This window comes from Pedobacter heparinus (assembly GCF_032678725.1).
Taxonomy (GTDB): domain Bacteria; phylum Bacteroidota; class Bacteroidia; order Sphingobacteriales; family Sphingobacteriaceae; genus Pedobacter; species Pedobacter heparinus_A.
Genome location: NZ_JAVTSC010000004.1, coordinates 314,488 through 335,524, shown reverse-complemented (window position 1 = coordinate 335,524; position 21,037 = coordinate 314,488). Strand labels below are relative to the sequence as shown.

11 protein-coding genes are annotated in these 21,037 nt (G+C 44.0%); 10 read left to right on the top strand and 1 reads right to left on the bottom strand.

Features of this window, described 5'->3' with window-relative positions; translation table 11 throughout:
- Positions 1 to 433 precede the first annotated feature (433 nt).
- Genes R2Q85_RS08705 through R2Q85_RS08675 form a run of 7 tightly spaced genes read left to right on the top strand, consistent with a single transcriptional unit; the run spans position 434 to position 13,893 of the window.
- Complete coding sequence (locus R2Q85_RS08705; protein WP_316811374.1) at positions 434 to 3,544, top strand: TonB-dependent receptor; 3,111 nt, start codon at positions 434 to 436, stop codon at positions 3,542 to 3,544.
- A 17-nt stretch (positions 3,545 to 3,561) separates the two neighbouring features.
- Positions 3,562 to 5,325 (top strand): RagB/SusD family nutrient uptake outer membrane protein, encoded by a 1,764-nt coding sequence (locus R2Q85_RS08700; RefSeq protein WP_316811373.1) that lies wholly within the window; start codon positions 3,562 to 3,564, stop codon positions 5,323 to 5,325.
- A gap of 38 nt (positions 5,326 to 5,363) precedes the next feature.
- A complete protein-coding gene (locus tag R2Q85_RS08695; protein ID WP_316811372.1) occupies positions 5,364 to 8,180 on the top strand; it encodes a TonB-dependent receptor in 2,817 nt (938 codons plus the stop codon).
- Between the two features lie 21 nt (positions 8,181 to 8,201).
- Positions 8,202 to 9,908: a RagB/SusD family nutrient uptake outer membrane protein gene (locus tag R2Q85_RS08690; protein WP_316811371.1), complete on the top strand. Its 1,707-nt coding sequence runs from the start codon at positions 8,202 to 8,204 to the stop codon at positions 9,906 to 9,908.
- A 27-nt stretch (positions 9,909 to 9,935) separates the two neighbouring features.
- Positions 9,936 to 11,528, top strand: coding sequence for a hypothetical protein (locus R2Q85_RS08685; RefSeq protein ID WP_316811370.1), 1,593 nt, complete (start codon positions 9,936 to 9,938; stop codon positions 11,526 to 11,528).
- Complete coding sequence (locus tag R2Q85_RS08680; protein ID WP_316811369.1) at positions 11,528 to 13,144, top strand: glycoside hydrolase; 1,617 nt, start codon at positions 11,528 to 11,530, stop codon at positions 13,142 to 13,144. Before R2Q85_RS08685 ends, R2Q85_RS08680 begins: the two co-directional genes overlap by 1 nt.
- 8 nt (positions 13,145 to 13,152) lie before the next feature.
- Complete coding sequence (locus tag R2Q85_RS08675) at positions 13,153 to 13,893, top strand: SGNH/GDSL hydrolase family protein (RefSeq protein ID WP_316811368.1); 741 nt, start codon at positions 13,153 to 13,155, stop codon at positions 13,891 to 13,893.
- A gap of 7 nt (positions 13,894 to 13,900) precedes the next feature.
- On the opposite strand, the gene R2Q85_RS08670 is transcribed toward R2Q85_RS08675, so the two are convergent.
- Complete coding sequence (locus R2Q85_RS08670; RefSeq protein WP_316811367.1) at positions 13,901 to 14,785, bottom strand: AraC family transcriptional regulator; 885 nt, start codon at positions 14,783 to 14,785, stop codon at positions 13,901 to 13,903.
- Positions 14,786 to 14,981: 196 nt separating this feature from the next.
- On the opposite strand from R2Q85_RS08670, the gene R2Q85_RS08665 reads away from it, so the two are divergent.
- From R2Q85_RS08665 to R2Q85_RS08655, 3 genes are read left to right on the top strand one after another with little or no spacing between them, the layout of a single operon-like run.
- A complete protein-coding gene (locus R2Q85_RS08665; RefSeq protein ID WP_316811366.1) occupies positions 14,982 to 16,328 on the top strand; it encodes a sugar porter family MFS transporter in 1,347 nt (448 codons plus the stop codon).
- A gap of 40 nt (positions 16,329 to 16,368) precedes the next feature.
- The gene (locus R2Q85_RS08660; protein WP_316811365.1) at positions 16,369 to 19,719 is read left to right on the top strand and encodes a DUF5107 domain-containing protein; all 3,351 of its coding nucleotides are present in this window, start codon (positions 16,369 to 16,371) and stop codon (positions 19,717 to 19,719) included.
- Between the two features lie 6 nt (positions 19,720 to 19,725).
- The gene (locus R2Q85_RS08655; protein ID WP_316811364.1) at positions 19,726 to 20,991 is read left to right on the top strand and encodes a glycoside hydrolase family 88 protein; all 1,266 of its coding nucleotides are present in this window, start codon (positions 19,726 to 19,728) and stop codon (positions 20,989 to 20,991) included.
- Positions 20,992 to 21,037: the final 46 nt, after the last annotated feature.

The window sequence follows — 21,037 nt, the reverse complement described above, 5'->3', positions numbered from 1 at the left end:
AATTAATAATGTCAGTAAAATGTCATTACAGTATATTTATTATTTAACTTGTTGATTTCCTGTTTGATGAAATTTCTTGTTTAAACAAGGGTTTCTTGTAGGTTATTTTCCGATAATAACAATTGCTTAGAATTGTAATATTGTCCATTTTTGGATCATCTGGGTTAAATGTGCTTAACGCTAAAATGACGGTTTTGGAATTGTTTTTTCGATTGATATGAACAATTTCGCTGCATAGGTTGCGTTACCGGCCTTTAAGAAATTTTCGTAAAGGATAATCTAGGTTTGTCCCTGCACAGTGTTAATTAAGGTGTTAGCAGAAAATTGTCCATTATTTCCCTAAAAAGGTCTATTTTTTTAGCGCCATTATATCTACAATATTGTATAACCAATAAAATAACCAAATATTTAAACCAATCTCAATTAAACAGATATGAAAAAAGCTATACTCATTTTTACATGGGTATTCTCCCTTCTACTTTTCCAAAAAGTAGTGTCGCAGACTGTAAGTACCCGGGGGAAAATTACTGAAGACGGTGTGTCCTTGCCAGGGGTAGGTGTAAAAGTAAAAAACTCCAGGGTAGCTACAGTGACAAATTCGAATGGGGAATTCCAGATCAATGCGTCAGGAACCGATATCCTGATCCTTTCATTTATTGGTTTCAAGACAAAGGAGGTTCCGGTAAACGGACGGACCTTTATTGCCGAATCGATGGAGCCAGACAAACAACAATTGGATGAAGTACTGGTTGTGGGCTATGGGGTACAGAAAAAAATCACGTCCACTGGGGCAATCACCTCCATTTCCGGAGCAGACCTGGTCAGGGCACCTGTTGCCGGAATCAGTAATGCCTTAATCGGTTTGTCGAGTGGTATTCAAGCCATTCAGAGTTCGGGGGAATTTGGCAGCGATAAAGCCCAGATCCGGATCAGGGGTATGGCTACACTGAATGCCGGGGGCAGAGACCCTTTAATAATGGTGGACGGGGTGGAAAGGGAGACGTATAACAATATAGATCCGAATGAGATTGAGTCCATTAACATTCTGAAGGATGCTTCTTCAACAGCGGTGTATGGTGTCCGGGGGGCAAATGGGGTAATTATCATTACCACTAAACAGGGGAAAATAGGTACACCTGTAGTGAACTTTACTGGAAACATGGCCGTAGTACAGCCGATTATCCTTCCAAAATACCTCAATTCTTACGATTATGCAACGCTGAGAAATGAAGCAGAAGTGAATGGTGGAAAAGCGCCGACCTTTAGTGCCGAAGATTTACGGTTATATCAAACCGGGGAGGACCCGATATTCCATCCGAGTAAAAACTGGATCAAGGAACTGATCAGTCCGGTATCACTTCAGCAACGTTATAATGCAAATATCTCTGGTGGCACAGAAAAGCTAAGGTATTTTACCTCTTTCGGCTACTTTAACCAAGGTGGGGCTTATAAACAGCCGGAACAGGATTTTGGCTTGCCCTACAAGCATAAATACGACAATTATACCATCAGGATGAATTTTGATTTCGAACTGACGAAAGATTTATCGATGTCTGTTAAACTGGGAGAGCAGATTACGGATAATGTTGCACCAAACGGAGGAGCCTATTCGGCCATAGACCGGGCCGCAAATGCTTCCCCGATGTCCAGCCCTGCTTTTGTAAATGGAAAATACATTGAAGGGGTTATCGGACTGCCTTCGGGCGTACCACATTTTAACCCATGGGGGCAGCCCGGGTTGACCAGTTCGGGCGGAGGTTTTATTACGGAGCAATTCGCCAATACTTTAAATACCAACCTTTCTATTAATTATAAGCTGGATAGAATAACTAAGGGGTTGTCGATCAGAGGTATGGGGGCTTATGATACCTATTACCTGAAAACTGCCCTGCGTAGCAAATATTTTCCTGCTTATACTGTGATGAAGGATCCTGCCAGTCCCGGAGGTTTCATTTTATACCAGAGTAAAGAAGAAGGGCCTTATTATGGTCTGTCTGAAGGGATAAATGACAGCAGAAGGGATAAATTCAGGAAAATGTACGGGGAACTGGCCCTGGATTATAAAAGGTCATTCGAAGGGGGGCATAACGTGTCAGGCTTGTTGCTGGCTAATTTACAAAAAGCTTATTTTCCTGATCTGGCCTACAAATTACCTACGGGTTATTTGGGCTTTGTGTCGAGGGTAACTTACGATTACAAGAACAGGTACCTGGCAGAATTTAACATGGGTTATAATGGTTCAGAAAACTTTCCGGAAGGCAAACGCTTTGGTTTCTTTCCGTCCTATTCCTTAGGCTGGGTAGCCACTGAAGAATCTTTTATCAAGAAAAATAAATGGCTTTCCTTTTTAAAGATCAGGGGATCGTACGGTGAAGTAGGTAATGATAAGATTGGCGGAAAACGGTATTTATACCTGGACGGCCCTTATGCTTTGGGTAATGGTGGTTTTCAAAAGGTGGTATTTGGCCAGCAGGGCACCAATATGGCGGTTTATAATGTATATACTGAGGGTGCATTGGGCAATCCTGATGTAACCTGGGAAACCGCAGTAAAATACAATATAGGTGCTGAACTGCGTTTTTTTTCAGACCGCTTATCATTAACGGGTGATTATTTTAAAGAAAAACGCGACGATATCTTGTGGACGCTGTCTACCGTTCCTGAACTGGTATCTGCAGAGCTGCCGGCTGCAAATATCGGTAAAGTACAAAACCATGGGTATGAATTTGAACTGGGCTATAAAGACCAGGTAGGATCCTTAAATTACTGGTTTAAGGGTGCTTATTCTTTCGCCAGAAATAAGATCATTTACCAGGATGAACCAACAAGGGTATACGAATGGCTGCAGCGTACCGGCAGGCCTATCGATCAATATTTCGGCTTAACCTTTGAAGGTTTTTACAATACCCAGGCAGAAATCGATGATCCGAACAGGCCTAAATCCCAATGGGAGGGAACAAGCCTGAAGCCGGGTGATATGAAATATAAAGACCTTAACGGCGATGGAAAGATCACTACAGATGATATGGGAAATATTGGTTATTCCAGTTCTCCTGAAGTGAATTACAGCATTTCTGGAGAAATATCCTGGAAGGGTTTTGACCTGGCCGTCCTTTTCCAGGGCACGGATAATGTTTCGGTCAGCTTCAGCAATACGGCGGCTTATCCATTTGTGTCAGACTGGAGCGCAGCACAGGAATGGCATATGCTGCGCTGGACACCGGAGCGTTATGCCAACGGAGAAAAAATAGATTTCCCAAGGGTCGAGATCTCTCCGGATAAGCAACACAATTATCAGCCTTCCAGCTTCTGGGTACAGGATGCTTCTTATTTCCGGTTTAAAAACATCGAGCTTGGATACCGGTTTGCGGCTAAAGCCCTGCAAAGGATTGGCCTAAGCTCGATGCGGGTATTTGTCAGCGGTAACAACCTCATCACATGGACAGACTTAAAGTATAGCAAAGACCCAGATGCCCGGGAATTGTGGGGACGTGTAACACCTCCTAACAGGGTGTTTAATTGTGGTGTCAATTTTCAATTTTAATCATAAAACCAATTGATATGAAAAGATATTTATTCTTTATAAGTGGTCTGATTTTATTTACTTCTATACTTTCCTCCTGTAAAAAGTACCTGGAAAAGCCTGTAAGCAGTGATGTTACCTTAAATGACGTTTTTGCTTCCCGTGATAAGACAGAACAGTTCCTTTGGACGGTTTACAGGACCGCGTCCATTTACGAATTTCCATATTACTGGACATCCGGTGAAAATAATTACTACCATTATGGAGCAACTTATACCATTCTGGCAGCTGCTACCGATGAAGCTGATGCCTTTGCCAATTTAACCGGTGCTGAAGCATTAAATAAGGGAAACTGGGGTCCGACAGACATTAAATGGTATGAATTCCGGAGTGAATACCCATGGAAGGGCATCAGGAATGCAAATATTTTTATAGAAAATGTGGATAAAGCACCTTTTTCAGATCAGGAAAAACGTGCCATGAAGGCTGAGGCGATATTTTTGCGTGCACTGGCGCATTTTGACCTGATGCAGCGTCTGGGCGGGATTCCAATTGTAGATAAAGTGCTCAAAGTTTCTTCAGCTGAAGATGTTCCTGGCGTGCGGATACCAAGAAGCACTTATGAAGAAACTGTCAATTTTATTGTTAAAAGCTGTAATGATATTGCCAATGACCTGCCGGTGAGTTACAGCAGCAATTACAGGGGTCGGATCATCAGGGCGGCTGCCTATGCTTTAAAGGCAAGGGTACTGTTGTATGCCGCCAGCCCGCTCTTCAATTCCAATGAAACTTATGTACCCGTTGCTGATCCGAAATTGAGGGCGATGATCGGCTATGCCGACGGATACAAGGCCGAACGCTGGCAGCTGGCGGCCAACGCGAGTAAAATGGTATTGGATTCTGCCCAGAAGTGGGGGCTGGAACTTTATAAAGGAAAAACAAATCCTATAGACCGCTATGAAGAGATCTTTATCAATCCAAATGTGAATGAGATCATTCTGGATGCAGGGATACAGGGCTTACAGACCAATAATTATTTTGTACGCTTTTTGACGCCGGGAACTATTGTTTACACGGGCTCTGATCCGGTTAATGTAGGCATCACCTTTAATTTTGCCAAATTCTATCAAAAGGCGGATGGAACAGAGCAAACCTGGAACGAGGTTCCGGGAACGGCCTATCCTTATGCGCAATACATGCAAAAACTGGGCGATCTTGATCCGAGGTTTCAGGCTTCGGTATTTCAATCGGGCACAGAATGGTCAAGGGGCTCAGGGACAAAATATCATTTCTACGAACAAGGTTCAAAACAACTGGACCGGTATAACGGAGTAGGATTTTTAAGAAAATTTGTAAAAGGCGTTTCGAACGGATCGGCTGCCCCCAGGTGGATCACTTTCCGTTTGGCGGAGTTTTACCTGAACTACGCTGAAGCCCTGAATGAAGTGAATGGCGCCTCAAACGAAATTACCACTGCGTTAAATGAGGTTAGGGCCAGGGTAAACATGCCTGGGATCGCTTATACCAACCAGGAAGATATGCGCCAGAAGATCCGCAGGGAACGCGGGGTGGAACTGGCTTTCGAGGAGCACCGATATTTTGATGTTCGCCGCTGGAAAATTGCAGGCCAGGAGGGAGTAATGAAGGGTGGAATGTGGAGCCTCAAACTGTATGGCGGTGCAGCTCCTACCTACAAACTGGAAAAGTTTGAAGACCGGGTATGGGAGGATAAGATGTACTTGTATCCCTTTAACAGCACTGAAATTGATTTGGGCTATTTAATTCAAAATCCAGGGTGGTAATGTCCAGGCCTGATTTTTCAAAAACAAACGCAATTATTATGAATTTTCGATTAAATAGAATTCTTCTTTTAATAGGGTTATATGCATTGCCTGTAGCTGCCATTGCGCAAGTACAAGACAGCACCAGGCTTGCTGATTCCTTAAAAAATAGCATTGAAAAGGTAAGTATAGCCTATGGCAGGCAAAGCAGGGACCAGGTTACCGCAGCTATAACCAGTGTAACGGGTGCCGAACTCCGTAAAACGCATACCGCGTCCTTAACCAATGCGCTGATTGGAAAACTTACCGGAGCGTCTATCCTTAACAATGGCGGGGCACCCGGGTTTGACGACCCTGTCAGCTATATACGCGGGCTGCATACCAGCTTAAACAACGGTTACCTTATTCTTGTAGATGGCATCCAGATCAATAGCTTAAGTTATATTGCTGTAGATGAGATAGAAACGGTTACGGTGTTAAAAGACGCTGCCGCATTGGCCATATATGGGGTAAGGGGTGGAAATGGGGCATTGCTCGTTACCACTAAACGGGGAAAGGCAAGTGACAAGATCAATATCTCTTTTAATGCCCGTTATGGCTTGCAATCACCGGTTATGCTGCCGGAATTCGCAAACTCCTATGATTATGCCAGGTTACATAATGTGGCCAGAACAAATGATGGATTCCCTACACTATATACCGAAAAACAGCTCAATGGATACAGGGACGGGACAGGTCCTTACCTATATCCGAATGTAAACTGGTATGACGAGATCCTCCGTAAAAATGCGCCCTTGCAAGATTATGCCCTTACCTTTAATGGGGGGAATGACCGGGTAAAGTATTTTTTGATGGTTGGTTATATGGCCAACGAAGGGCTCTATGCCAATACCAACCAGGAAACCAATTCCAACCTCAATTTTAACCGGATCAATTTCAGGGGTAACATTGATTTAAACATCACTAAAAATTTATCGGCCCAGGTTGGTTTAGGTGGTAATATACAGGACCGGATGTTCCCCACCATCTCCACAGAAGATTTATGGAGAAGTATGGCTAATTATGCCCCTAATTTATACTCGGTAAGAAGTCCTGACGGGCAAATTACCGGCAGCGCCAACTACCCGATAAATCCGGTTGGTTATCTGCTGGAGAAGGGCTACTTTTCGCGTCATGACCGCAATATTCAATCCTCGCTAAGGGTAAATCAGAAACTGGATGTGATTACAACAGGCTTAAATGTGTTTGGTGCTTTAATGTTTGACAATGAATTTAACAACAGGTACGATAAAACACGGGACTATGCTTATGCGGAACCCATAGTGGGAACGAACGCAGCGGGTGAGCCTTATGTGTATTATTTACAGCGCGGACTCAATACCGATTTAACGGTCAGAACTGATCCCAATTACGAAAATAACCGGATCATATTGCAGGCGGGTTTTGATTACAACCGTAAGTTTAAGGATACGGAGCTTACCGGGATGCTGATGTTTCAGCAGGACAAGTATACGGTATTTGGAAACCAGTCGCCTTTTGCCATGCAAAACCTGGCCGGCCGCTTTAATTACGGTTTTAAGGATAAATATTTTGCAGAGTTCTCTTTTTCCTATAGCGGAACCGAAAACTATGCGCCTGGTAAAAGATTTGGATTTTTTCCTGCTGTTTCCGGGGGATGGCTCTTGCATAAAGAGGATTTCTGGAAACAAAACTCCACCATCAATTACCTCAAAATACGGGCTTCGGCAGGTTTAGTAGGTAATGATAAGGGATCGCCAAGATTTAACTATAATCAGTACTGGGGCACGCAGAGCAGCCAGGGCTATTATTTTGGCACAGGAACAAGTTTTTACAGCGCGCTGGTCCAGCTGGGTACGGCCAACCCTGACATTACCTGGGAAAAGGGAATGATCTATAACCTGGGGGTAGAAGCAAAGGCATTTAACAGCAAACTGAGTTTCGGTGCCGATGTTTTCAGGGAGATGCGATCGGATATCCTGGTAAATATGAGTAATGCCACCCCTTCGATTGGAGGGATTGCAGACGGGGCGAGAGCAAACATGGGGAAGGTGCTGAGTTATGGAACAGAGCTTTTTGCCCGTTTTAACAATCAGGTTGGAAAGCTGGATTACTATGTTGGCGGGGAGTTCTCCTTCGCAAGGAACCGCATTAAAGCCAATTACGATATTCCAAGAAAAGAAGCCTACAGCTCGAGGTTAAACAGGCCGGTAGGGCAGTATTTCGGATTGGAGGCCATCGGGTTCTTTAAGAACGAGAGCGACATCATCGGCAGTCCGCAGCAAACGTTTTCTGTAGTAAAGCCAGGTGACCTTAAATACAAGGACCAGAATAACGACGGAATTATTGATGTGAATGATGAGATAGCTATCGGGCGTCATATTTACCCGGAAATAAATTATTCTTTTAACACAGGGTTGGCTTACAAAGGAATAAACCTGGATTTCTTTTTTCAGGGAATTGCACACAGAAGTGTATTGCTGAACGGATCGATGTTTCAGCCATTTGTAAATAATAACAACATCATCAACTGGGCAGCTAAAGGATATTGGACTCCGGAAACAGCAAATACGGCAACCTTTCCAAGGTTGAGTACTGAACTGAGTGCAAACAATTATGCAACTTCAGACTTTTGGGTCCGGAAAGCCAGTTTTCTCCGTTTGCGAAACGTTGAACTGGGCTATACGCTGCCTAAAAATATCAGCAGCAAACTTCGCCTGCAAAGCATTAAGGTTTTTGTAAGTGGTTTAAACCTGTTAACCTGGGATGACCTGGATGTGGAGGTTGATCCGGAAACGCTGAGTGCCGGTTATCCTAATATTAAAACATATACTGCGGGTTTAAGTGTTAAATTTTAACCCGATAAATAAAGATAGCGTATGAAACTTAAAAGATTTATGTTAGGATTGACTGCAATTCTAATCACCTTTATGGGCTGCAAAGATTATCTGGACAGGGAAGTCCCGGTTAATGTTAAGGACGATCAGGTATTTGTAAACTATGACCGCATTTCGCAGGCAGGATATGGTGCATATGCCTTCCTTTTTAATACCATCGGATATAACCGGATCAATGGTGCAATGCTGGCCTCAGGTTGTGATGAAGCTGACCATGCAGACAATATTTCCAGTATCCAGCGGTTTAATACAGGCACCTGGAATGCCACATTTAACCCTGAAGATGTATGGGGGCTGTTTTACCAGGGCATCAGGCGGGCAAACCTTTTCCTGGAAGAATCGGCAGATTATAAAAACCTGATTTACAGGGATACGCTCAATGTGACCAATAAAGACCTTTATAAATATCGGGTACGTGATTTAGAATGGCTAAGGGCCGAAAACCGGTTTTTGCGGGCATATTATTATGCGGAACTGGTTAAACGTTATGGAGGGGTACCTATTCTGCTGAAATCTATCACTGATATTGACGAATTAAACACTTATAAGCGAAAAACTTATGAGGAATGCGTTCAGTTTATTTCAGATGAATGTGATGCGGTGTTGCCTTTATTAAATGAGAGCTGGGTAGGTTTTGATGGGGATAAATGGCGCGGCAGGGTAACCAAAGGAGCAGCCATGGCGCTAAAAGCCAGGGTATTGCTGTATGCTGCCAGCCCGCTTAACAATCCTTCCAATGACCTGGCCAAATGGCAAAAAGCAGCAAAAGCAGCGCATGATGTGATTGCCTTAAATAAGTATGCGTTGCACACGGATTATAGAGGCTTGTTCAGGTTGGGGAATGGGGCAGATGGCAACACAGAGATCATTTTTGCACAGCAGGGCTATAGTAGAAATGATTTTGAAAAATATAATTATCCTATAGGTTATGATCAGGGAGGTTTGGGAAGTACTTCTCCGTCGCAGAACCTGGTTGATGCCTATGAAATGAAAACAACCGGTCTTCCCATTGCCGAAAACGGATCGGGTTATGACCCGGCCAATCCTTATGCCAACAGAGACCCGCGCTTAGGCCTTAGCATCCTGACAAATAATACCTCGTTTAAAGGACGCCCGGTTGAAGCCTGGACAGGTGGTTTAGATGGGCTTGGTAAATTTAAGGCGACTACAACCGGCTACTATATCCGCAAATATGTGGATGAAAATCTGAACCTTGCCCAGGGTGCAACCAGTTTACACACCTGGATGATCTTCAGGTATGCAGAAGTGCTGTTGAACTATGCTGAAGCTATGAATGAAGCTTATGGGCCGGATGTAACTGCCGGTTACAGCATGTCGGCCAAAAAAGCGGTGGACATGGTCAGGGCACGTACCGGTATAGCTATGCCGCCGCTTCCCCCGGGGCTTTCTGCGGATGAGATGCGTTTACGAATCAGGAATGAGCGCCGGGTAGAATTTGCATTTGAGGAACACCGCTTCTTCGATGTCCGCCGCTGGAAAATAGCCACACAAACTGAAAATAAACCCATCATGGCGATGAAGATCAGCAAAAATACGAATGGAAGCTTCAGTTACCTGGTGGTTAAAGCTGAGGACAGGGTATTTAGCGACAAGATGTATGTATATCCGATTCCAGAAGTTGAAGTACTGAAAAGTAAAGGTAACCTGGTGCAAAACCCAGGATGGTAGATTTTATCATTGATTAAAGATTATATCATGAAAAGAATATTTAATAACATCGCAGGACTGATCATTGTGATGATTGGCATTACTGCCTGCAGCAAGCCTTTGATGTTTCCGGAAACTGAATTGTCAGCTGCACCCCAGGTAAAACAGGCCGCCGCACAGCTCCTTTGGATAGGGCCTGAATATAAGCTGGTACTCCAGGCAACACTGGAGGATGCGGAGGGAATCAGTAAGGTCAGGTTAAAAAACGGAGAATGGAACCTGGATGCCGAAGTTAGCGCAGACAGTAAAAGTAGCTATACCATCAATCAGACCTATGTTGTTGCTAAAGATGCAAACCCTACAGAACACTATATCGAGCTGACCATAACCAATGGTAAAGGTGGGGTCGCAAAATCCAGGGTGAAGGTAGAAGACCTGTCTGCACAAAACCAGGTTCCGGGGTATACCCCTGACCTGTTACCCCCGGTGATTACGGTAACCAAGCCAACGCTGACTAAGTTCTATGGTCTGGCCAATGACCCCATTAATATTGATGTGGCAGCAAGTTTAGCTGATGCCATTGGAATTACCAGTATTGAAGTGAAGGTATGGGGCGAAACCGCATCTGGAGAACTGGTTAACCAGGAAGAGCTGATCAGCCCTGCTGCCGGCCAGCAAAACAGTTATGCTTATGCCAAGACATTTGCCTTGCCGGCAGCTAAAGTAGGAGAATACCAGTACCTGATTAAAGCAACTGATGCAAGTGGTAATAAGTCCATCAAAAGCGGAGTGATCACTGTTGGTTTCATGGACAGGTTATACCTCTCTGATGCCGAAAATACGGCTGAAGTGACGGGCCAGGGCTGGGACAATGGTGGAAATGCCAGGGGCTTTGGTACGTTGCTTTCTATGAAAAAACAAGGCGCCAATAGCTTCGTTGTTGATTATTACTACCGCAACGAGGCTACAGACAATATCCGTTTTATTGCTTTTTTAGGGAATGACAGGCCATTTACGGCTACCACCCAGGCCAATGCATTATATACGCTTGATGGGCCTAATGTATTGGGCAACAGCAGTACTGCATCCGGCAAAGTTACCCCTGTGCTGGCCGAAGCCAACTTTAAATTGCCGGTAACGCAAAAAGGGTATTACCGCATTACTGTTGACATGAGTGCCCGGAAAATAACTGCAGTTCCCTTTACACCTTCCAAACCCTTCCTGGATGCGACTAAATATCCGGGATGGGCGGCCGATAAGCCTTACGATTATCTCGCAGTGATCAGCAGCGTGGTGGTCGGAACCGCAGGCTGGGCCGAAACCGCAACATCACCGAAACTGATGAAAGAGCCTGGCCATGCCTTTTTGTACACCGGAACTTTCAAGACCACAGGAAATTCTGTCAACCTGAATTTTACTGCTCCTAAAGCTTTGATCAACAGCACGAATGGCTGGTTCAGGTTATTAAGTGCCAGGGCGAATATGAAAGACGATTATGGCGATCCGATAGATATTGTGAGTGCTGTGGGTTTAATCAGTGCCGGTACGAATTATGGGTTTTCGCACAATACTGCAGGTACGTTTAAAGCTACCTATGATATGGCCTTGGAAAGGTTGAGACTAATCAGAACGGGTAACTAATGAAATATATGCGCCCAACTTTGTTCTCCCTTGTGCTCATCATTTTGATGCCCGTACTTACCTCTTTAGCCTGTGCCCAAAAGAAGATAACAGCAAAACCTGGACCTGGTGCTCCTCAAAGCATCAGGATCAGGTTAACTGATGAAAAACAAACCATCCACAGCTTCGGAGCTTCCGATTGCTGGTCCGCAAAATACATAGGTAACTGGGCTGATGTACAAAAAAAGAACCGGATTGCTGATCTGCTGTTCAGCATGGATACTGCTTCAACCGGAAACCCTAAGGGAATAGGCCTGTCTTTGTGGCGGTTTAATATTGGGTCTGGTAGCTACGAACAGGGAGCCGAAAGTAACATTGGCGATGACTGGCGCAGGGAAGAATGTTTTTTAGCTGAAAACGGTTCCTATAACTGGAAAAAACAGCAAGGGCAGCAATGGTTTCTGAAAGCCGCTAAGCAGCGGGGTGTTCCTTATACCCTGGGTTTTTCGCTTACACCTCCAGCCTTTATGAGCCAGAACGGGAAAACCTACAACAGCAGTAATACGCCAAACCTGAATATTAAACCAGGGATGACCAATGCCTATGCAGGTTTCATGTCTACGGTTGCCGCTCATTTTAAGTTTAATTTTTTAAGCCCGATAAATGAACCCCAATGGTTCTGGGGAAGAGACCGAATTAGCCAGGAAGGCTCGCAGGCAACCAATTCAGAAATAGCAGGCCTGGTGAAAGTGCTTTCCACTCAGCTCCTTTCAAAGAGCCGGGAAACCCAACTGGTCATAGGGGAAGCGGGGCAATGGGATTTTCTTTATGGAAACAATACCGACGGGCGTGGAGATCAGATCAGCCAGTTCTTTTCGCCTTCTTCTGCCAATTATATTGGCGATCGTCCAAATGTGAAACGGGTGATTTCCGGCCATAGTTATTTTACGACCTGCCCGGATACCAATATGATCAACGTGCGTCATCAGGTTGCGGCAAAAGCCAGACAAACTGATCCCCGCCTTGAAGTATGGCAAACAGAATTCGGCATATTGGGCAATATCTGCAACCAATACAAGGGAGGTCCGCGAAACACCGGAATGGATTATGGTTTATATGTGGCCAAGGTTATCCATCACGATCTTAGCATAGCTAATGTGACCTCATGGGCTTGGTGGCTGGCCATAAGTCCGTATAATTACAGTGATGCCTTGGTATACATCAATGACCTTTCGGGGAAGATCAATGCTGCAGGATGTAAAAATGATGGACAGGTGCTGGAATCCAAGCAGCTATGGGCCATGGGGAATTATTCCCGTTTTATCCGTCCGGGCATGAAACGCATCGGGGTAGTGGCAGATGGTGTCGCTGATCCGGTTAAAGCCGCAGGATCATTAATGGTTTCGGCTTATAAAGAGGAAAGCACAAGAAAACTAGTGGTCGTGATTGTCAATCCCGAACAAAAGGAAAAAGAATTTCAACTTACAGGTGCAGAAAACCTGCTTGATTTAACAGGGAATCGGGTAAATGTGTATACTACTGATGCACAGCATAACCTCAAAAAAACAGTTGCCACAGCTGATAAGATAACAATCGTACCTTGTTCTGTAGTTACACTTGTTGGTACTTATCTTTAGTTTTATAAATGAAGAAACCTATATATCAAATGAACAGATCCTATTTCTTAGCCTTTCTATTTTTCTTATCTGCTATATTTGTCGGGAATGCAGTTGCGCAGGAAATCGCAGCCCCTGGAACATACCTGTCGGCATTGAAAACAGAATTTGTTAAAAAATGGCCTGAGAACCATACCATTAACCTGGTGTTTCATGGGCATTCTGTGCCTACGGGTTATTTTGCAACTCCTAACGTCAACACACTGGATGCCTATCCTCATTCCTTGCTGGTTAAATTGAAACAATTGTACCCCTTTGCAGTGATCAATATGATCACGACCTCTATTGGTGGGGAAAATTCGGAGCAAGGGCAAAAACGCTTAAAAAAGGAAGTGCTTATTCACAGACCAGATGTGTTGTTCATTGACTATGCCTTAAATGACCGGGGCATTGGCCTGGAAAGATCAAAAGTAGCGATGGAGAAAATGATCAAAACCGCACTAAGCAAGGGCATAAAAGTCATCTTGCTTACGCCCTCTCCCGATATCAGTACGGATATACTCATGGCAGATAATCCTTTGCAGCAACATAGCCGGCAGCTTATTGAGCTGGCCAAAAAATACCATATCGGATTGTCAGATAGCTTTGAACAATTTAAATCACTGGCAAAAAGCGGGCATAACTTAAAAGATTACATGGCACAAAGTAACCATCCCAATAAAAAAGGGCACGAGCTGATCGCTGAGGAATTGTTTAAATATTTCAGATAGCTCCCTGTTATTTCTTTTTATAGGTATTCCGGTAATTGGCCGGAGAAGATCCCATCAGTTTTTTGAACATCCTCGAGAAATAATAAGGGTCGTCAAAACCTATCTTTACACAGATTTCCTTAATGTTCATGTCGGTGAAATATAAATACTGGCAGGATTTCTGAATCTTCAGCTGGTTAAAGTACTGCATAGGAGAACAACCTGTTTTTTTCTTAAAAAGGTCGGAATAATGGGAAACAGAATAATTGGAATGTGCAGCCAGTTCCTGTATTGCATAACATTTGGTGAGGTTTTCTTTCATGAATTTTATAGAAACACTCACCTGGTCAACAGAATAATGAGAAGGATACATTTCCTCATGGTAAATAAAGGAAGATAAGAACTGGAGCAGCTTGATGTTTGTTAATTCTATGTTCCTTGTGCTGTAATTATTTTCAAGCAGGGAAAGCATCAGGTTAAACTGTTCCGTCCGCTGTTCATCGTAGGCAATGGTTTGTACCTCTGGTGCTGCGTCCCTTGCATATCTGGAATAAAGCAGGTCTGCATTTTCTCCTGTAAAGTGGATCCAGTAAATACTCCAGGGATCAGACGCGCTGGTGCGGTAATGGTGGGCAATATTTTTAGGAATAATGATATAGGTATTTGGGGCCAGTTCGTATTGTTTCCTTGAAATTTCTACATAGCCTTTTCCTTCAGTGCAATATAAAAATATATATTGCTGACTGCCAGCCTTGCGCTCCCGGTCATGATGAATGGCCTTGGGATAATATCCGATAGCCGTCAGGTACAATCCCCGGATGAGCGGATTTTTGGTAACCACCTTCTTGGTATCGGGTGGAAGTACGATCATCTGCTGCCCGAGGAAACCTTCTTTAATTTTTCTTATATTCATAAGATTGTCCATTACTTGTTAAAATTATGATATTTTTTTGATTTAAATACCTGTGGGGGCTGAATTTTAATTTTCATGTACTGTAAGAAAATCTATCTTTTTCGGTGAATTGCCCATTTCAATTGCTATATAGGTACCTTAGTTTTGAATTATAGATAAACCGGCTACAACCAATAACCAAATATTAATTATGAGCATGAACCAGCAAGCGGTTACTTTCAAAAACAGTTATATTCTTTGCATATCTTTTATTTCTGCACTTGGCGGATACCTGTTCGGTTTCGACTTTGCTGTCATATCCGGCGCACTCCCTTTTTTACGCACGGAGTTTGCGCTTAATGCCTGGTGGGAAGGTTTTTTGACCGGCTCTCTGGCACTGGGATGTATTGTTGGCTGCCTGCTGGCTGGCAATTTAAGTGATCGTTATGGCCGTAAGCCTGGTTTAATGCTGGCGGCTTTGATTTTCGCGCTTTCCTCTCTTGGTATGGCATTTTCCTCCGGGCTCAGCATTTTTGTAATGATGCGCTTTGCTGCCGGTGTTGGTGTGGGTATGGCTTCCATGTTAAGCCCGATGTATATTGCGGAAGTTTCTCCTGCCAGCATCCGTGGCCGAAACGTTGCCCTTAACCAGCTTACCATTGTAATTGGCATATTGATCACCAACCTGGTCAATTATACCCTTTCAGATAACGGACCGGAAGCCTGGCGATGGATGTTTGGCCTCGGAGCTGTACCTTCCCTCCTTTTTTTACTGGGTGTGGTATGGCTTCCTGAAAGTCCAAGGTGGCTGATTAAAGAAGGACGTTATGACAAAGCAAAGGAAGTGCTCAGCAAAATCGGTAGTACGAGCTATGCACAAAATATATTTAATGACATTGAACATTCTTTAAAAGGAGCAGAAAAACAATCCTATAAAGCGGTTTGGGCTAAAGGTGTACGCCCGGCAGTAATTGTGGGCATTACCCTGGCGGTATTTCAGCAATTGTGTGGCATCAATGTCGTATTCAATTATACCTCTACCATATTTGAATCCGTTGGGGCAAGCCTGGACCGGCAGCTGTTTGAAACCGTTGCCATCGGTGTTGTAAACCTTGTTTTTACCCTTGTTGCCATGTGGCAGGTTGATAAGCTAGGGCGAAGACCACTCATGCTGATCGGCTCTCTTGGCTTATCGATGGTGTATATCATCCTTGCACTTTTACTGCAAAACCAGGCAGCAGCAGGAATCGTTTCTGTATTTGTACTGTTGGCCATAGCGATGTATGCTACCTCACTCGCACCAGTTACCTGGGTGCTCATTTCTGAGATCTTCCCAAATAAAATAAGAGGTGTGGCCTCATCGGTAGCCATTGTATCCTTATGGGGTGCCTATTTCATCCTCGTATTTACCTTTCCGATACTTGCCGAGAAACTGGGCACTTACGGTCCTTTTTATCTCTATGCCGGTATTTGCCTGCTGGGTTTCTTATTTGTAAAAAGCAAAGTGCGGGAAACCAAAGGCAGAACGCTTGAAGAACTGGAACAGGATTTAGTCAGACATTAAAGAGAAGATCAGAATCATCTATTTAGCATAAGAATTATATATGAGTGAATTATTTGTAAATGTTTGGGAAGAACAGGTTAGTATCCCTACATACGCAACGGGTAAGCCGGAAAAGAATCCAATGTTTTTTGAAAAGCGGATTTACCAGGGAAGCAGTGGTGTTGTCTATCCAAATCCAGTAATCGAAAAAATCTATGACGATAAAGCGGATAAGATGTATACAGCCTTGTATCTCGAAAATAAATATTTGAAAATAATGGTACTTCCCGAATTGGGCGGTAGGGTACAAATGGCCTATGATAAAATTAAACAACGTCATTTTATTTATTATAACCAGGTGATCAAGCCGGCACTGGTTGGTCTTTGCGGGCCCTGGATTTCTGGGGGGATCGAATTCAACTGGCCGCAACACCACCGCCCCAGTACTTTTGAGCCTGTTGATTATACCATCGAAGAAAATGCCGATGGCAGCAAAACTGTATGGGTAAATGAGGTAGAAAAAATGTTCCTCACCAAGGGGATGGCTGGTTTTACCCTGCATCCGGATAAAGCATACCTGGAAATTAAAGGAAAACTGTACAACCGGACCAGTCTGCCCCAGACATTTTTATGGTGGGCTAATCCGGCAGTAAAAGTAAACGACGATTACCAGTCTGTTTTTCCACCGGATGTAAATGCCGTTTTTGATCATGGAAAGCGGGATGTATCTACATTTCCAATAGCAACAGGGACTTATTATAAAGTGGATTATTCGCCAGGTACAGATATTTCCAAATACAGGAATATCCCGGTGCCTACATCTTATATGGCCATCCGTTCTGACTATGATTTTGTCGGGGGCTATGAAAATGATGTCAGGGCAGGTGTACTGCACGTAGCCAATCACCACATCTCGCCAGGCAAAAAACAATGGACCTGGGGAAATAGTGATTTTGGAAAAGCCTGGGACAGGAACCTTACCGATGAGGATGGGCCATACATTGAATTGATGACAGGTGTTTACACCGATAACCAGCCCGACTTTTCCTGGCTGATGCCCTATGAAGAAAAGTCTTTTGTGCAATATTTCATGCCTTACCGGGAACTTGGGGTAGTAAAAAATGCAAGTAAAGATATACTGTTCAATTTAACCAGGGGAGGAGAAAAAGCAAGCCTTCAAATATTTGCAACCTCCGTTCAGGAGGGAAACAAGGTCTGTTTGTTTGTTAAAGGGGAGCTTATTTATTCAGCAGATTTTAATGTCGGTCCCGAAAATATATTTGAAAAGGAAATCTCTCTGCCGGCGCAGGTAAAGGAAGAAGATATTTTACTGACCATAACAGATTCTGAAGGGAAGAACCTGTTGAGCTATGAACCCGCCGCTGATCAGAAAAATGAAATTCCCGAGCCTGCGAAAGCTGCTTTGCCTCCAAAGGACGTGGAAAATAATGAGCAGCTTTTTCTTACAGGCTTGCACCTGGAACAGTATCGCCATGCTACCTACAACCCGGTTGATTATTATGAAGAAGCTTTGCGCAGAGATCCAAAGGATGTTCGCGTGAACAATGCCATGGGAAAATGGTACTTAAGGAAGGGGCAATTCCATAAAAGTGAGCCATATTTACACAAGGCAGTTGAAACGCTGATCTCGCGAAATCCAAACCCTTACGATGGAGAGCCCTATTATAACCTGGGCCTGTGTTTAAAACTTCAGGGCAGGTACAGTGAGGCTTATGATCACTTTTATAAGGCAGCCTGGAACAATGCATGGCAGGATAGTGCTTATTTTTCTTTAGCGCTTATCGACATTTCCCGCGGAGATTTTGAACAGGCCTTGTACCATATTGAATGGTCAATAGACCGCAATGCAAGGAACAATAAAGCCCATGCTTTAAAAGTAATTGTGCTTAGAAAAATGAACCGGCTGGAGGAGGCCGCTGCTGCGGCTAAGGTGGCGATAGCACGGGATCTTTTTAACCTGACTATTTATCTGGAACAGGCTAAGCTATATCAAAGTAGCGGGCAGGATGAAAAAGCATTAAACGCATCCAATACGCTGTTTAAATTGTCCAGGCAGAATGTACACAACTACATCACCTATGCTTTGGATTATGCTGCTGCGAATCTGTATGACGAGGCTATAGAAATGATCAGTTTTGCGCTGGATCAACGTGATGAGGATACTTATCCTATGGTATTTTATTATCTGGGTTGGTTTTATCAGCAGATGGGCGATCAGCAAAAAGCATTGGCTTCCTTTAAAAAAGGGGCCTTGGCCAATCCGGATTATTGTTTTCCCAACCGGATAGAAGATGTAGCGGTATTGCAGCTGGCGATAGCCATGAACGAAAGCGATGGTAAAGCACCTTATTACCTGGGCAATCTATGGTATGATAAACGGCAGTACGATGAAGCCATAACCATGTGGGAAACATCGGTAAAAAGAACCGGTAATTTTCCGGCAGCCTGGCGTAATTTAGGTATCGCCTATTTTAACAAAAGAAATGATGCTGGCAAAGCGCTGGAATGCTTTCAAAAGGCTTTTGTATTGGATCAAACGGATGCCCGTATTTTTATGGAGCTGGACCAATTGTACAAAAGGCTGAATACAGCAGCGGATGATCGTTTGAAATTGCTTGAAGTTCACCCGGCACTGGTCGCCTTCAGAGATGATGTATACCTGGAAAGGGCAGCTTTATACAATTTTACCGGTCAGTATGAGCAGGCGTTCCAACTCCTGATGTCACGACAGTTCCACCCGTGGGAGGGTGGTGAAGGCAAGGTTTCAGGTCAGTACCTGTACAGTTTAATCGAAATGGCTAAACAACATATAAAGGATCAGGAATACCAGCTTGCGGTCGACAAATTACAAATGGCCCGGGAATATCCGCATAACCTGGGCGAGGGTAAGCTTCATGGTGTGCAGGAGAACGATATATTTTACTGGCTGGGCTGTGCCTGCGATGGTTTAGGACAGAAAGATACTGCAAAGGAATACTATCAGATAGCTGTAAAAGGACTTTCAGAACCTTCAGCTGCTTTATTTTACAATGACCAGCAACCCGATAAAATTTTCTATCAGGGCCTGGCCTGGATTAAGCTCAATGAGCCGGAAAAGGCAAAAACGATCTTTCAAAACCTGATCAGTTATGGCCGGTCTCATTTAAATGATGCGGTTAAGCTGGATTATTTTGCAGTATCGCTGCCCGACCTCCTCATCTTTGAAGATGATCTGGATATCAGGAACAACATTCACTGCCATTACCTGATCGGCTTAGGTTTGCTGGGCTTAAAAGATACAAATAAGGCAAAACAAGAGTTTGAGCTTGCTTTACAGCAGGATGCGATGCATTTTGGTGCCAGCACGCATTTGCGGGCAGCAGGGTATAAAGATGAACCTGCATTAATTTAAGAGGAGATGGATAAACTGAAAAACATCCCGATTTTATTGCTCTTGCTCCTGCTCGGAGTAAGTCATAGTAATGCGCAATCAAAGGATCAGCTTAAGCCTAAGCAGGAAATGTTGAAGCTGGCAGACCAGGTATTGGCGCAATCTGTTAAACAATATAAGCTCATGATGCAGCAGCTGCCTCCAGGGCAGGTGCCGCGTACTTTTGAAAATGGTAAATTTGCTACGGCAAGCCCCTATTCCTGGATCAGCGGCTTTTACCCGGGTTCCCTCTTATACCTTTACGAATATTCGCGAGATAGTGCTTTGCTGAAAGACGCAGGGGTACGGCTAAAAGACCTGGAAAAGATACAATATGTTACCGCTAATCACGATCTGGGTTTTATGATGTATTGCAGTTTTGGAAACGCATACCGGTTGCTCGATAGTGCCCGTTATAAGGACATCCTGGTGCAATCTGCAAAATCGCTTGTCTCCAGGTTCTATCCGAAAACAGGCTGTATCAAATCCTGGAACAAGATCAAATCCCTGGATGGTAAACGAATGCTGAACTTTCCGGTCATCATCGATAATATGATGAATCTTGAGCTTTTGTTCTTTGCCTCAAAAGTTACCGGCGATCCGTCTTACAAAAACGTCGCCATTAAACATACAGAAACAACGCTTAAAAATCATTTCAGGCCAGATTACAGCAGTTACCATGTGGTAGATTATGATGAAGAGACCGGTGCCGTTAAAAGTAAAGAGACCATGCAGGGATTTGCAGACAATTCAACCTGGGCAAGAGGGCAGGCCTGGGCCATCTATGGATTTACCATGGTCTATCGGGAAACTAAGGTGAAAAAATACCTTGAAGCAGCCCAAAAAATGGCTGCGCATTTCATCAACCATCCCAATCTGCCCAAAGACAAAGTTCCTTACTGGGATTTTAATGTAAACCAGCCCGGTTTTAATCCGCCATGGAAATATGATCCGGCTAAATATCCAGAGGTGCCCAGAGATGCATCTGCTGCTGCCATTGTTTCTGCTGCATTGATCGAATTGGCCGGCTATACAGATCCTAAAACCGCACTGAAATATTTAACAACTGCCGAAACCATGCTGAAGTCTTTATCTTCGGCAAAATATCGTGCGGCTGCAGGAAAGAATGGCGGTTTTATCCTGATGCATTCCTCAGGTGGTGTACCAGGGGATATAGAGGTAAATGTTCCGGTTTCCTATGCAGATTATTATTACCTGGAGGCCATGATGCGGTACAGGGGAATGGGCAGCTGATGGATATGAACCAAGTATAAAGAATAAGTAATGGCAATAAAACGAG